Genomic DNA, 13,892 nt, shown 5'->3' on the forward strand with positions numbered 1-13,892 from the left:
GCACCACCCCGTCACCCCGCCACCTTCGCCACCCCGCGAGGGAGTCATTCCGAGCCAGAAAATGGCTCGAAATGACTCCCTCGGCGGGATGATGATGGGGGTATGACCGCTCCCGACGCCCCCGCTCCACATCCTGACGCACCGTCCCCGCGCGACCGCGCCGCGCTCATCGCGGACAATCGCGCCAACTGGAACGACCGCGCCGCAGTGCATGAAGCCTCCGGCTATGGCATCGCCCGACTGATCGAGGACCCCACGCACATCACCACGGAGGTGCTGCAGGACCGCGAGCGCCTGGGCGATCTGGCCGGAAAGGACGTCATCCATCTCCAGTGCCATCTGGGTACGGACACCGTGAGCCTGCAGCGGCTGGGGTCGGCCCGTACCGTCGGCCTGGACCTCTCCCCCGAGGCGATCACGCGAGCCCGGCGCATCGCCCAGCAGGCCGGGGCGGACATCGAATACGTCGTCTCCGACGTGTACGCGGCGCGGGAGGCGGTCACCGGGGATTTCGATCTCGTCTACACCTCGCTCGGGGTGCTGTGCTGGCTGCCGGACGTCGCCGAGTGGGCGCGGGTGGTGGCGAGCCTGCTGCGGCCCGGCGGGCGGTTCCTGATCCGCGATGACCACCCGATGTTCATGACCATCGGCGAGGACGTGTCCACCGGGTTCCGTATCGAGCAGCCGTACTTCCAGCAAGAGCAGCCCCAGACCTGGGACGATGACGCCACCTACATCGAGACCGCCGAGGACGCCCCGGAGATCACCCACACGGTGAGCCATGAGTGGAACCACTCCATCGGGGAGATCATCACCGCGGTGCTCGACGCAGGCCTGGTGCTCGACTCCTTCGAGGAGACCGAGACCGCCGCGTGGATGCCCTGGCCCGAGCTCATGGAGCCGCACGGTCCCGGGTACCGGCTACGGGACCGCCCCGAGCGCCTCCCGCTGCAGTTCGTGCTCACGGCGCATCGGCCGGACTGAGCGTGGCGCCGCTCCTCAGCGGTCAGAGACCCACCGTGCCACCGAACGCACATACGCCCCGTACTGGTCCGCTGCCGGGGGGACCGCGGAGACGAGAGCGTCGAGGTCCACGGCCATGTATTCGTGCGTCAGCACGTTGCGCAATCCCACGCTGGGCTTGAGCGATCCTGCGAGGTCTGCGGAGATCGCGCCCGTCCGTGCAGCGAGGTCACACGACGCGCGATAGTCACCGGGGATCTCATCCCGGTGGCTGCTCGCGATGTGCTGGTTGATATCCGTCGCGCAATCCACCAGCTGCGTCATGATCCGCTCGAGCGCGCGGAGCGCGAGGCGGTCCGTCTCAAGGCGCTCTCGCGACACCGGGCCGAGCGCCTCGAGGTCTTCGAGGAGCTCATGCATCAGGCTGAGCCGTCGGGTGACCACAGCGCTGGAGAAGTCCCGAGGAGTCATCGAGCAAGCCTCTCGAGCTCGGCGTCGCGGAACTTCTGCGTGTCGATGAACTCGCCCCATGCTGCGATCTGCGACAGAACGAACTTCTGCGGCGTGCTCTCCACCAGGATCTCCCCTCCGCCGAGCGCCGCGTAGCGCGCCACCGGGTTCGCGCCCTCAAGACTCATGACGTCCACATGGTCTCCGTAGCGCTCCCCGAAGGCGTTGACCACCTCCAGGTGGGGGCGATGACGTCCATGAGTGAAGGAATAGGCGACATCCACGTCTCCGGCGCGGTGCGGGTCCCGTCGGGCGCTGCCGAAGAGCACCAGCAGATCAATGTCGCGCTGGGCGCAAAGCGCTGCAAGCCGGCCGTTCTCCCGGTCAGCGAGCACCTCCTGCAGCGTGCGCATCACGGACATGCATCGAGCCTACACAGCGTCGATAGCGCACAGAGTGGTCGCAACCTACAGACGGCGAGCAGGCCGGACAGGAGCACCGGAGGCGGCGGGAGCGCAGCGGCGGAGCCCTCAAAGTTCTGGGACATACGCGGACGCTCAGCCCGTGTCGGCCGCCATCGGATCACCGCGCGTCCAGATCCGGTCGCATCAGCGTCTCGGCGAGCAGGCGATGCCCCTCGGCCTCGAACCGCTCGTCCCCCACCTGGTGCGCCCACACCGCGGTGCCCACCGCCTCGCGCAGCAGATCGATCGACCACTGGGTTCCCTGACGCGGATCATCCCCGTATCCGGCGAGGAACGCAGTGGCGAGCGTCGGACGCTCTCGCCACTGTCGCACGGTGAGCCGTGCAAGGTCCGTCTCCGCAGGCCGAAGCGCGAAGCGTCCCATGTCGATGACGCGAAGGCGCTCCTCGTCCATGAGCCAGTTACGCGGCTGGAAATCTCCGTGGCACGGCACGACATCGCGCGGGGACGGCTGCCAGGACGCGAGGATCTCCTGCACCCGGGCCTCGATGCTCGGGGCGATCCGATGCTCGCCGTTCAGCCAGCGCAGGCTGCGCTCCTGCTGCTGAGCCTCGTAGTCCACGTCCGGCGTTCGATGCTGCCGGTGGAGGAGCCGCAGCGCTTCGCCGGCCTGACGGTAGGTCTCCGGATCATGCTCGACGGCGGTCCCTTCCACCAACTCCCCAGGCAGGTACGTGGTGATGAGGAGGTTCGCCCGGCGATCCGCCGCGACCATACGTCCGATGAGCCCGGCGGACACGAGCGGGCCCGTCCAATGCTCATGCGCGGTGATCTCCCGACCGATGTGGTGGTTCTTGGGCCCCGCGGCTTTCACCACGAACTGACGGTTCCCGTCCCGCACATGCAGCACGACGGTGTCCACCAGGCCCCAGGACATGTCCGCCACCAGTCGCGGCGCGTCCAGGTGACGCCGTACGACGCGCTCGTGGTCGGTCGTCAACCGGCCGCCGTGCCAAGCACCCGTCACGTCCATCCTCCTCAAGCCGCTCAGAACAGGATCGTCGCCAGCTCGCTCACCTGCCGGTACCCGGCGGCAGCGTAAGCGCGGCGGGCGGGCTCGTTGAAGTCGTTGACGTACAGCGACACCTGCGCGGCGTGGTCGCGGCGCACGGCGCGGGTCAGCTCAGCCATGGCACTGCGGCCGATGCCGCGGCCGCGCGCCTCGGGCCGGGTCCACACGCCGTGGATCTGGGCGACCGGGCCGAACAGAGCACCGACGTCGGCCTTGAACAGCACCTGCCCGTCCTCGATGACGACGTAGGTGCGGCGCTGGCGGATGAGCTCGCCGACGCGCCGACGGTAGCCGCGCCCGCCGTCGCCGCGCAGCGGATCCACGCCCACCTCTTCGCGGAACATCGCCACGGCCGCGGGGAACACGAGCTCCGCCTCCGCATCGCGGGCGGCGCGCAGCCCTGCGGGCGGCAGGACGGGCAGCTCCGCATCGGGCATGGCGGCCAGCAGGGGCTGGCTCCACCGGTACTCCCGGACATTCGGCCCCCACCACTGCGCCACGCGCTCCCACAGTGCCTCGATGGCGCGGCGCTCCCCCACCATGGAGCTGCAGCGTCGGGTGCGCCCAGCCAGGTATCGGCCGAACTCGGTGAGCGCCTGCTGGTTCGCGGACAGCGGGGAGGTGTTCACCCCGTTCCACAGCAGGCCCTGCGGAGCGCTCTCTTCGCCGCTCGCGACGAACTCCTGGCCGAGCGCCGTGGTGTGCGCGACCTCCTGCAGGCGCGCCCCGGCGAGGGCATTGATCAGGGGATCGCGCAGCGCGAGCTGCAGCGCAGCGTCCGCACCGGCGGGGCGGATCGCACGGACCCTCCCGGCGCGGCGGAACACGACGTGCTCAGCTCACAGAGACCGAGGGCGCGCCGGATTCGGCGTCCTCACCCATCTCGGCGGCCAGGCGGTTCGCCTCTGCGAGCAGAGTCTCGACGATCTCGGACTCCGGCACGGTCTTGATGACCTCGCCCTTGATGAAGATCTGCCCCTTGCCGTTGCCGGAGGCGACCCCGAGATCCGCCTCGCGGGCCTCGCCCGGGCCGTTGACGACGCAGCCCATCACCGCGACGCGCAGCGGCACCTCAAGGTGCTTGAGACCCTCGGTGACCTCCTCGGCGAGGGTGAACACGTCCACCTGGGCGCGGCCGCAGGAGGGGCAGGAGACGATGTCGAGCTTGCGGGGCTTGAGGTTCAGCGACTGCAGGATCTGGTTGCCGACCTTGACCTCCTCCACCGGCGGGGCGGAGAGGGACACACGAATCGTGTCGCCGATGCCCTCGCCGAGCAGGATCCCGAAGGCGACGGAGGACTTGATGGTGCCCTGGAAGGCGGGGCCGGCTTCGGTGACGCCCAGGTGCAGCGGCCAGTCCCCTTCGGCGGCGAGCTGCCGGTAGGCCTCGACCATGATGATCGGGTCGTTGTGCTTCACGGAGATGCCGAAGTCGTGGAAGTCGTGCTCTTCGAACAGGGAGGCTTCCCACTTCGCGGAGGCGACGAGCGCCTCCGGGGTGACGCGGTCGCCGGTCATCATGCGCTGGTCGATCGACCCGGCGTTCACGCCGATGCGCAGCGCGGTGCCGTGGTCCTTCGCGGCCTTCGCGATGTCCTTCACCTGGTCATCGAAGCGACGGATATTGCCGGGGTTCACGCGCACTCCCGCGCAGCCCGCTTCGATCGCGGCGAACACGTACTTGGGCTGGAAGTGGATGTCGGCGATCACGGGGATCGGGGACTTCGCGGCGATGGCCTTCAGCGCATCGGCGTCCTCTTGCCGGGGGCAGGCCACGCGCACGATGTCGCAGCCAGCCGCGGTGAGCTCCGCGATCTGCTGAAGGGTCGAGTTGATGTCATGCGTGGGGGTGGTGGTCATCGACTGCACCGTGATCGGTGCATCGCCGCCCACGGCGATATCGCCCAGCTTGACCTTGCGGGTCTTCCGCCGGGGGGCGAGGACCGGCGGCGGGGTCTTGACGGTGGGGATGCCGAGGCTCACGGAAGTCACCCCTCCATTATGGCGGCGACTTGCGGGCTCGTGGCGTCAGGTGCGACACCTCCACCGCACCTGCACGGCCCGGTCCCCGGGGAGCGGCCGACGGGTGGGCGCGTCCACCTCAGGGAAACAGCGTGATCGGCTTGACGATGTCGGCGTAGACCAGCAGCAGCGTCATCACGAGGAAGAACAGGGCGACAACGTTCGTCAGCGGCAGCATTTTCGACATGTCCACGGGCCCGGGGTCGGGGCGGCCGCGCAGGCGGGCGATCATCCGTCGGATCCCTTCGATGAGGGCTCCCAGCACGTGCCCGCCGTCCAGCGGCAGCAACGGAATGAGGTTGAACACGAACAGCGCCATGTTCAGCGAGGCGAGGATCGAGATCATCGTGCCGGCCTTGGCGCGCAGGTCGAAGCCCGGTTCATCGGCCGCGGCGACCTCTCCGGCCAGGCGCGATACTCCGACCACTCCGAGCGGGCCGTTGGGGTCGCGTTCCTCGGGGCCGAAGGCCGCCTGCCCCACGTCGATGAGGCGCATCGGCAGGGTGATGACGAGCTGGCCGGTGCGGGTGAAGGCGTCCCAGGCGAGCGCCGGCACCTTGAGCGGGGACTGCCGCACGAGGTCCGGGGTTCCGGCGACGCCCAGGAATCCCACCTGCTCGGTGACGAGGTTACCGTCCGCGTCGTGGACGGCCTGGCCGTTCTCATCGAGCACCGGACGGTCATCGACGATCATGGTCGCCTCGAGCTCGAGCCGCTCCCCGTCGCGGTCGACGACCACGGGGACGGTGCGGTCCTCGGCAGCCCGCACCGCGGTGGTGACGTCCTCCCAGCGGCGGATGTCATGCCCGTCGATCCGCACCAGGGTGTCGCCGGGGCGGATCCCCGCGGCGAGTGCGGGAGCCTCGGGGCGGCCCTCGCAGGAGGCATCCGGCGGGGCGTCAGCGGGCACGACGCACTGGGAGACGGACTGCACGGTGGGCGTGATGGCCGGCAGGCCGATTCCGCTGACCAAGATCGCCATGAACAGGATGGACAGCAGCAGGTTCATCGTCGGTCCGCCCAGCATCACCACGAGCTTCTTCGGGACCGACAGCGCCACGAAGGTGCGGTGGGCGTCCTCGGGGCCGTACAGCGAGGACTCGTATTTCTTGGCGTCCTCGCTCATCTCCGTGACCTGCTGCAGCAGCCCGGTGGAGTCCTCGCGGACCGTCCCCTCGGGGTCGCCCTGGTGCGGTGGGTACATGCCGATCATGCGGATGTAGCCGCCTAGCGGGATGGCCTTGAGGCCGTACTCGGTCTCCCCGCGGTGGCGGGAGAACAGGGTGGGGCCGAAGCCAATCATGTACTGGGTGACGCGCACGCCGAACAGCTTCGCGGGGACCAGGTGGCCGATTTCGTGCAGGGCGATCGAGAGCGCGAGCCCCAGGCCGATGATGAGAATCCCCAGGAGGAACAGCAGCATCTCAGGCCTCCGGAGTAGAAAGAGCAGACCGCGCGGCCGCGCGGGCCCACCCCTCGAGGTCCAACAGGGCACGCACCCCGTCGGCCGGGGTGACACGGGGACGATCCGGGTCCTCGAGCACCCGGCGGATCAGCGCGGTGATGCCGAGGAAGGGCAGGCGCCCGGCGAAGAACGCCTCGACCGCCTCTTCATTCACAGCGTTGTACACGGCCATCGCACCAGCCCCGGCGCGGTGCGCGGCACGGGCGAGGGTGATCGCATCGAAGGTGTCCTCGTCGACCGGTTCGAAGGTCCAGGACTGGGCGGACGAGAAGTCGAGCGCCTGCGCGAGGCCGGGCAGCTTCTCGGGGTGGGCGAGGGCCCAGCCGATGGCGTGACGCATATCCGGGGGGCTGGCCTGCGCGATCGTGGAACCGTCCACGAGGGTCGCCATGGAGTGGACGATGGACTGCGGATGGACGGCCACCTGCACCCGCTCTTCGGGGAGGTCGAACAGGTGGCAGGCCTCGATGACCTCGAGTGCCTTGTTGACCAGGGTCGCGGAGTTCGTGGTGATCACGCGGCCCATCTGCCAGGTGGGGTGGGCGAGGGCCTGGTCGGGGGTGACGTCCGTGAGCTCCTCGCGGCGGCGGCCGCGGAAGGGGCCGCCGGAGGCCGTGACCACGAGATGGTCGATCTGGTCGTGCCGCACCCCGGCGAGGGCCTGCGCGATCGCGGTGTGTTCGGAGTCCACCGGCAGCATCTGCCCCTCGGCGGCGGCGCGGGTGACGAGCTCCCCACCGACGACGAGGGATTCCTTGTTCGCGAGCGCCAGGCGCGCCCCGGAGGCGAGCGCCGCCAGGGTGGGCAGCAGGCCGATCGAGCCGGTGATGGCGTTCAGCACCACGTCCCCGGCGCCGAGGGACCCGGCGAGGGTCTCGACGGCGTCGGGTCCGGCAGCGAGCTGCGGGGCGGGGATCCCGGCGGCGCAGGCGGAGCCGATCGCGGCCTCGACAGCCTCAGCGCGCGCGGGGTCGGAGACCACGACGTGCTCAGGTCGGTGGTGCAGGACCTGCTGGGCGACGAGCTCGGGGCGGTTGCCACGGGCGGCGAGGCCGTGCACGCGGGCCACCTCGGGAAAGCGGTCGATGACCTCGAGGGTCTGGGTGCCGATGGATCCGGTGGAGCCCAGCAGCACCAGGCGGCGCGTCGGGCTGTGCGGGGTGGTGGCGACCGCGCGGGCGGCAGGGTTCATCGGCGCGGGGGTGCCGGTCACGGCACGGAAGCCATCACGTCCGCGACATGGTCGAGGTACACATCCACCACGGCCTCGCGGTACCCGTCCGGGCCGCGGCGACGCCCGAAGGCGGCGCGGCGCACATCGTCCACGCTCATCGCATGCCCGTCGGTGAAGTAGGCGATGAGCTGGTCGCACAGGGCGTCCACATCCGCCCGGTCGTAGGCGGGCTCGCCCTGCGCGGCGGGGGCGAAGCGCTCCCCGGCCGGACGTTCGAGGCGCTCCTTGAGGACCTCAGCCCGTTCGGTGAGCTGCGCGATCCAGGCCTCCTCGCCCTGCTGGGCGATGGCGTCGTCGCGGGCCTGCAGCGCGAAGGCGTCGGAGAGGCGATCCAGTGCCTCATCCACCACGCGCATGTCGTAGCCGCCGCGCTCGGTGCCGAAGCTCGCCGCGGTGATATCGGCGCCGCTGAAGCTGCCGTCGCGGCCCTCGTAGGCGCTGCGGGCGCGGGCCAGGAACTCGTCCACTTCATGCATGTCGTAGCCGATGCTGAAGCGCGAGACGCGGTCGAAGGATGTGCTCACCAGTGGTCCTCCCAGGGTGCTGTCGGTGTCACTGTAGCGGGGCAGGTCGGGACGGGGTCGGAGGCACCGCCGCTGTGACGCGGATCGTCGGTCACTCCTCGGCCGCGGCGACCGCTTCGACGCGGGCCACGCGGGCCTCACGGTCGGCGCGGTGCTCGTCGGTCTCGATCACCTCGGCGGCCAGCTGGCCGCAGGCCCCGTCGATGTCCGAGCCGCGGGTGTCGCGGATGGTCGTGGAGATCCCATTGCTGCGCAGAGTCTCCACGAAGGTCTTCTCCACCTGAGGGTCTGAGGCGGTCCACTTCGAGCCCTTGACGGGGTTCAGCGGGATGGGGTTCACGTGCACCCAGTGCGCCCCGCCCTGCGCGATCAGGCGATCGGCCAGCAGCTGGGCGCGATGCTGCTGATCGTTGATGTCCCGGATCAGCGCGTACTCGATGCTGACGCGGCGCCCCGTGGCCAGGAAATGCTCATGCGCGGCGTCGAGGATGTCGTCGATGTCGTAGCGGGTGTTGATGGGCACCAGTTCATCGCGCAGCGCGTCATCCGGGGCGTGCAGGGAGACCGCGAGCGTCAGCGGGATGCCTTCGGCGGTGAGCTTGCGCACCGCCGGTGCGAGGCCCACCGTGGAGACGGTGATGTGACGGGCGCCCATCCCGAAACCCTCCGGGGCAGGGGCGTTCAGGCGTCGGCACACCGCGGCGACGGCCTTGTAGTTCGCCAGCGGCTCCCCCATGCCCATGAAGACGATGTTGTTCACGCGGCCCGGGCCTCCGGGCAGCTCCTCGCGGGAGAGCAGGAGGTTCGCGATCCGCACCTGCTCGAGGATTTCCGCGGCGGAGAGGTTGCGGGTCAGCCCCATCTGCCCGGTGGCGCAGAACGGGCAGTTCATCCCGCAGCCGGCCTCGGAGGAGATGCACAGCGTGGTGCGGTCGCTGTAGCGCATGAGGACCGACTCGACCATAGCGCCGTCGAACAGGCGCCACAGGAACTTCTGGGTGGCGCCGTGGTCGGCGCTTTGGCGGGACACCTCCGTGAGCAGGCGCGGGAAGAAGCGCTCGACGAGCTCCTCGCGGCGGTCGGCGGGGAGATCGGTGAGGTCCGACGGATCGGTGGTGAAATGCTCGAAGTAGTGCACGGACAGCTGCTTCGCGCGGAAGGCGGGCAGCCCCATCTCCGTCACTGCGTCCTGCCGCTCGGCGAGGGTGAGGTCTGCCAGATGTGCGGGCGGCTTGCCGCGCCGGGTGGGGCGCAGCTGCAGCTGGCCGGGGGCGAGGGCGACCTTCTGCCCGGGGATGGCCTCGCGGGAGAGATCGGGGTTCGCGCCGGCACCGGGCCGACGGGGCGTCTCGGGGGTGCTCATGGCAGCAGAACCTCCAGCATGAGATAGGTGGCGGGGGCGGCCAGCAGGATCGAGTCCACACGGTCCATGACACCGCCGTGCCCGGGCAGCAGGTGCCCCATGTCCTTGATGCCGAGGTCGCGCTTGAGCAGCGATTCGGCGAGGTCACCGCAGGTGGATACGAGCACGAGCATCACGCCGATCGCGACTCCCGCCCACCAGGGCATGCCGAGGGCGAGGGTCGCCACGGAAGCGACCAGCGTGATCCCCAGCAGCAGGGAACCGGCGAAGCCTTCCCAGGATTTCTTGGGGCTGATGGAGGGGGCCATCGGGTGCTTGCCCAGCAGGACACCGGCGATGTAGCCGCCCACGTCGTTGCCGATCGGCCCCAGGATCGCCAGCAGCACCAGCAGCGGCCCGTCGTCGCGCTGCATGAGCAGCAGCAGGAAGGATCCCAGGAACGGGATCCAGGTCAGGGTGAATACTCCCCCGGCCACATCACGCAGGGCGGACAGGCCCATCGACTCGCTGATGCGCCACAGGATCAGTACGCACACCGCCACGGCGGTGGACAACAGCAGCCCCGGTTCGGCGAGGACCACGGTGGAGACCACCATCCCCACCACTCCCACCAGCAGCGGCACGGCGGGGACCGCGAGGCCGCCGAAGGACAGTGCGCGCACCAGCTCCAGCACGGCCAGGACCATCGCGATCGCAGCGACGACGGGGAATGCCTGCGGGAGCACGAACAGGGAGGCCAGCAGCAGGGCCAGCAAACCCAGACCCACAGCGATCGCGGCCGGCAGGTTGCGGCCGGGACCGCGACGACGCGGTGCACGCCCAGGATCTGAGGTGGGCATGGCATCGACCGCCTCAAGCGGGCTCGAGGCGGTCGACGATGCAGCGGGGCTCATGCGCGGGGCGCGATGCGGTTCAGAGGGTCTCGAGCTCGGTCTCCTTGGCGGCCAGGGCCTCGTCCACCTGCTCGCTGTACTTCTTGGTGATGGACTCGAGCTCCTTCTCCGCGCGGGTGCCCTCGTCCTCGCCGATCTCCTTGTCCTTGACGAGCTTCTCGATGGCCTTCTTCGCGGTGCCACGAGAGGCGCGCACCGCGACCCGGCCGTCCTCGGCCTTGGTGCGTGCGAGCTTCACATAGTCCTTGCGGCGCTCCTCGGTCAGGGCCGGCAGCACAATGCGCAGGGTGTCCCCGTTGTTGGTGGGGTTCACTCCCAGGTCGGACTCGCGCAAAGCGGTCTCCACACCGGACATCGCGGACTTGTCGTAGGGGGTGACGATGACGGTGCGGGCCTCGGGGAACTGCAGGGAGGCCAGCTGGTTCAGCGGGGTGGGGGCGCCGTAGTACTCGACGGTGATGCCCTGGAACATGGCGGCGTTGGCCCGGCCCGTGCGGATGGTGGTGAACTCCTCCTTGGTCACCTCCACGGACTTCGCCATCTTCGTTTCGGCGTCCTTCAGGATGCTGGACGTGTCGTTCACGGGGTTCTCCTCAGGTGTCGGTGGTGGATCGTCGGTGCGGGGCGTCCGCCAGGGGTGTCTGTCGTCCATTGTCCTCCACCGTGGCGGACGGGGCGAGGACTGCCGCGCTCAGGCCGTGACGACGGTGCCGATGCGGTCCCCGCGCATCGCCCGGGTGATGTTGCCCGGGGTGTCCAGGCCGAACACCATCATCTGCTGGGCGTTGTCCATGCACAGGCTGAAGGCGGTGGAGTCCACGACCTTCAGGCCCTGCTGGAGGGCGTCGTTATAGGTGACGTGCTCGAGCTTCGTGGCATCGGGGTTCTCGCGGGGATCGGAGTCGTAGACGCCGTCCACGCCGTTCTTGGCCATGAGCACCTCTTCGCAGCCGATCTCCAGGGCGCGCTGCACGGCGACGGTGTCGGTGGAGAAGTACGGCATGCCGGCACCGGCGCCGAAGATGACCACGCGGCCCTTCTCGAGGTGCCGGACGGCGCGCAGGGGGATGTACGGCTCGGCGACCTGGCCCATCGCGATGGCGGTCTGCACGCGGGTGGAGACGTGGCGCTGCTCGAGAAAGTCCTGTAGGGCCAGGCAGTTCATGACGGTGCCGAGCATGCCCATGTAGTCGGCGCGGCGGCGGTCCATGCCGCGCTGGGACAGCTCGGCGCCGCGGAAGAAGTTGCCGCCGCCCACCACGATCGCGCACTCGACACCCTGGGCCACGCCCTCGGCGATCTCCCCGGCGATCCGGGAGACCACATCAGGGTCCACACCCACAGCGCCACCACCGAAGGCCTCGCCGGAGAGCTTCAAAAGGACCCGACGTCCGTCCTGCTTCTTGGGGAGAACGGGGATCGGCGAGGTGATCGTCTGGGTCATGGGTGTCCTTCCGCGCGGGGTCCTCGGTGAGGATACCGGAGCGGCCCCGCACCGATGGTGCGGGGCCGCGTGCCGGTGGCCACGCTCACGCGCGGCCGGGGTGCTGCGGGGGTCGGTCAGCTGCCGACGCGGAAGCGGATGAAGCCGGTGACGGTGCCGCCGGCCTCCTCCACCACCTTGCCCACAGACTTCTTGTTGTCCTTGGCGAAGGCCTGATCCAGCAGGCAGTTCTCCTTGTAGAAGCCGTTCAGGCGGCCCTCGACGATCTTGGGCAGGGCGGCCTCGGGCTTGCCCTCGTTGACGGCGGTCTCCTGAGCGATGCGGCGCTCGTTCTCGACCACATCGGCGGGGACCTCGTCACGGGAGAGGTAGGTGGGGGTGAACGCCGCGATGTGCATCGCGATGTCCTTGGCCACCTCGGCGCCGGCCTTGTCGGTGGCGACCAGCACGCCGACCTGCGGGGGCAGGTCCTTGTTGGTGCGGTGCATGTACTCGGTGACGACCTCGCCGGACAGACGGCCGATGCGGCGCACCAGGATCTTCTCGCCCATGGAGGCACCGGCATTGGTGAGCGCCTCACCGAAGGGGGTCTTTTCGAGGTCCGCGGGCTCGGAGGCGCCGGACTCGACGGCGGCGGCCACAGCCTCATCGCCCAGGGCGACGAACTTGCTGTTCTTGGCGACGAAGTCGGTCTCGGAGTTGAGCTCGACCAGGGTGCCGGTCTGGCCACCCTCGGCGTCGCGCACGTCGACGGCGATCAGGCCCTCCGAGGCGGAGCGGCCCTCGCGCTTGGCGATGCCCTTGAGGCCCTTGACGCGCAGGAGCTCGACGGCCTTGGCCTTGTCGCCGCCGGCCTCATCGAGCGCCTTCTTGACGTCGAGCATGCCCGCGCCGGTGGACTCGCGGATCTCCTTGATGTCTGCTGCCGTGTAGTTGGCCATGTTCCTCTTCCTTGTGGGAGGTGCTGCTCAGGGGGCGGGGCGCGGTGGCGCCCCAGAGAGGGGTCCGGGGACCCCGGGATGGGGCCCGAGGACGACGGTATCGCCCTCGGGCCCGCGGGTCACTCGGCGGTGGGAGCCTCGGCGGGCTTCTCCTGCTCGGACTTCTCGTCGGCCGGGGCCTGGTCGGCGGGGGCGTCCTGGGCCGGCTTGTCCTCGGTCGAGGCGACGGACTCCTCAGCGGGGGCGTCCTGCTGCTGGACCTCGGACTGCTTGAGCAGCTCCTGCTCCCACTCGGCCAGCGGCTCAGCGTCCACGGCGGAGACGTTCTTCTCGCCACCGGAGGAGGCGCTGTGGCGCTCCTGCAGGCCGGCGGCGACGGCGTCGGCGATCACGCGGGTCAGCAGGGTGACCGAGCGGATGGCGTCGTCGTTGCCGGGGATCGGGTAGGTGATCTCGTCGGGGTCGCAGTTGGTGTCCAGGATCGCGACGACCGGGATGCTCAGCTTCTGCGCCTCGTCGACGGCGAGGTGCTCCTTGTTGGTGTCCACGACCCACAGGGCGGAGGGAGCCTTGCCCATGTCGCGGATGCCGCCGAGGGTCTTCTCGAGCTTCTCCTTCTCGCGGCGCATCATGAGCAGCTCCTTCTTGGTGCGGCCGGAGGAGGCCACATCGTCGAAGTCGATCTGCTCGAGCTCCTTGAGGCGGTTGACCCGCTGGGAGACGGTCTGCAGGTTGGTGAGCATGCCGCCCAGCCAGCGCTGGTTCACGTAGGGCATGCCCACGCGGGTGGCCTGCTCCTGGACGGACTCCTGGGCCTGCTTCTTGGTGCCGACGAACAGCACGGTGCCGCCGTGGGCCACGGTCTGCTTGACGAAGTCGAAGGCCTTGTCGATGTACTCGAGCGTCTGCATCAGATCGACGATGTAGATGCCGTTGCGCTCGGTGAAGATGAAGCGACGGACCTTGGGGTTCCAGCGACGGGTCTGGTGGCCGAAGTGGACGCCGCTCTCCAGGAGCTGGCGCATGGTGACGACTGCCATGATGGTGTCCTCTTGTCTTCCGATCCTGGGCTCGCGCGACGCGCCCGGTGGGCGTC

At 69.6% G+C, this 13,892-nt stretch carries 15 protein-coding genes; 1 reads left to right on the top strand and 14 read right to left on the bottom strand.

Annotated features, from left to right (window positions below):
- The first annotated feature begins 102 nt into the window (after positions 1-102).
- On the top strand, positions 103-984 hold the full coding sequence (locus MU407_RS07825) for a class I SAM-dependent methyltransferase (RefSeq protein ID WP_246956603.1): 882 nt from the start codon (positions 103-105) through the stop codon (positions 982-984).
- A gap of 15 nt (positions 985-999) precedes the next feature.
- Here the strand turns inward: MU407_RS07825 and MU407_RS07830 are convergent, their stop codons facing one another.
- From MU407_RS07830 to rpsB, 14 genes are all read right to left on the bottom strand, one after another.
- Positions 1,000-1,434 carry a DUF86 domain-containing protein gene (locus MU407_RS07830; RefSeq protein WP_246956604.1) on the bottom strand — a complete coding sequence of 145 codons (435 nt, stop codon included), beginning with the start codon at positions 1,432-1,434 and terminating at the stop codon, positions 1,000-1,002.
- The gene (locus MU407_RS07835) at positions 1,431-1,835 is read right to left on the bottom strand and encodes a hypothetical protein (protein WP_246956605.1); all 405 of its coding nucleotides are present in this window, start codon (positions 1,833-1,835) and stop codon (positions 1,431-1,433) included. The genes MU407_RS07830 and MU407_RS07835 overlap by 4 nt, the downstream gene beginning before the upstream one ends.
- A gap of 160 nt (positions 1,836-1,995) precedes the next feature.
- Entirely contained in the window at positions 1,996-2,865 is an 870-nt protein-coding gene (locus MU407_RS07840) for an aminoglycoside phosphotransferase family protein (protein WP_246956606.1), read from the bottom strand.
- A gap of 20 nt (positions 2,866-2,885) precedes the next feature.
- Positions 2,886-3,737 carry a DUF4081 domain-containing GNAT family N-acetyltransferase gene (locus tag MU407_RS07845; RefSeq protein ID WP_102236616.1) on the bottom strand — a complete coding sequence of 284 codons (852 nt, stop codon included), beginning with the start codon at positions 3,735-3,737 and terminating at the stop codon, positions 2,886-2,888.
- Between the two features lie 7 nt (positions 3,738-3,744).
- Complete coding sequence (gene ispG / locus MU407_RS07850; protein WP_246956607.1) at positions 3,745-4,902, bottom strand: flavodoxin-dependent (E)-4-hydroxy-3-methylbut-2-enyl-diphosphate synthase; 1,158 nt, start codon at positions 4,900-4,902, stop codon at positions 3,745-3,747.
- 109 nt (positions 4,903-5,011) lie between these two features.
- A complete protein-coding gene (locus MU407_RS07855; RefSeq protein WP_246956608.1) occupies positions 5,012-6,355 on the bottom strand; it encodes a site-2 protease family protein in 1,344 nt (447 codons plus the stop codon).
- 1 nt (position 6,356) lies between these two features.
- The gene (gene dxr, locus MU407_RS07860; RefSeq protein ID WP_246956609.1) at positions 6,357-7,610 is read right to left on the bottom strand and encodes a 1-deoxy-D-xylulose-5-phosphate reductoisomerase; all 1,254 of its coding nucleotides are present in this window, start codon (positions 7,608-7,610) and stop codon (positions 6,357-6,359) included.
- Positions 7,607-8,155: a DivIVA domain-containing protein gene (locus MU407_RS07865; RefSeq protein ID WP_102236619.1), complete on the bottom strand. Its 549-nt coding sequence runs from the start codon at positions 8,153-8,155 to the stop codon at positions 7,607-7,609. The genes dxr and MU407_RS07865 overlap by 4 nt, the downstream gene beginning before the upstream one ends.
- A gap of 91 nt (positions 8,156-8,246) precedes the next feature.
- The gene (rlmN, locus tag MU407_RS07870) at positions 8,247-9,518 is read right to left on the bottom strand and encodes a 23S rRNA (adenine(2503)-C(2))-methyltransferase RlmN (RefSeq protein WP_102236620.1); all 1,272 of its coding nucleotides are present in this window, start codon (positions 9,516-9,518) and stop codon (positions 8,247-8,249) included.
- A complete protein-coding gene (locus tag MU407_RS07875; RefSeq protein WP_233190834.1) occupies positions 9,515-10,357 on the bottom strand; it encodes a phosphatidate cytidylyltransferase in 843 nt (280 codons plus the stop codon). The genes rlmN and MU407_RS07875 overlap by 4 nt, the downstream gene beginning before the upstream one ends.
- Before the next feature lie 73 nt (positions 10,358-10,430).
- Complete coding sequence (gene frr / locus MU407_RS07880; RefSeq protein ID WP_233190848.1) at positions 10,431-10,952, bottom strand: ribosome recycling factor; 522 nt, start codon at positions 10,950-10,952, stop codon at positions 10,431-10,433.
- Between the two features lie 150 nt (positions 10,953-11,102).
- Positions 11,103-11,855: a UMP kinase gene (gene pyrH, locus MU407_RS07885; RefSeq protein WP_102236623.1), complete on the bottom strand. Its 753-nt coding sequence runs from the start codon at positions 11,853-11,855 to the stop codon at positions 11,103-11,105.
- A 116-nt stretch (positions 11,856-11,971) separates the two neighbouring features.
- Positions 11,972-12,796 (bottom strand): translation elongation factor Ts, encoded by an 825-nt coding sequence (gene tsf / locus MU407_RS07890; RefSeq protein ID WP_246956610.1) that lies wholly within the window; start codon positions 12,794-12,796, stop codon positions 11,972-11,974.
- Between the two features lie 119 nt (positions 12,797-12,915).
- On the bottom strand, positions 12,916-13,836 hold the full coding sequence (gene rpsB / locus MU407_RS07895; RefSeq protein WP_246956611.1) for a 30S ribosomal protein S2: 921 nt from the start codon (positions 13,834-13,836) through the stop codon (positions 12,916-12,918).
- Positions 13,837-13,892: the final 56 nt, after the last annotated feature.

The organism is Brachybacterium sp. Marseille-Q7125 (genome assembly GCF_023062615.1).
Classification (GTDB): domain Bacteria; phylum Actinomycetota; class Actinomycetes; order Actinomycetales; family Dermabacteraceae; genus Brachybacterium.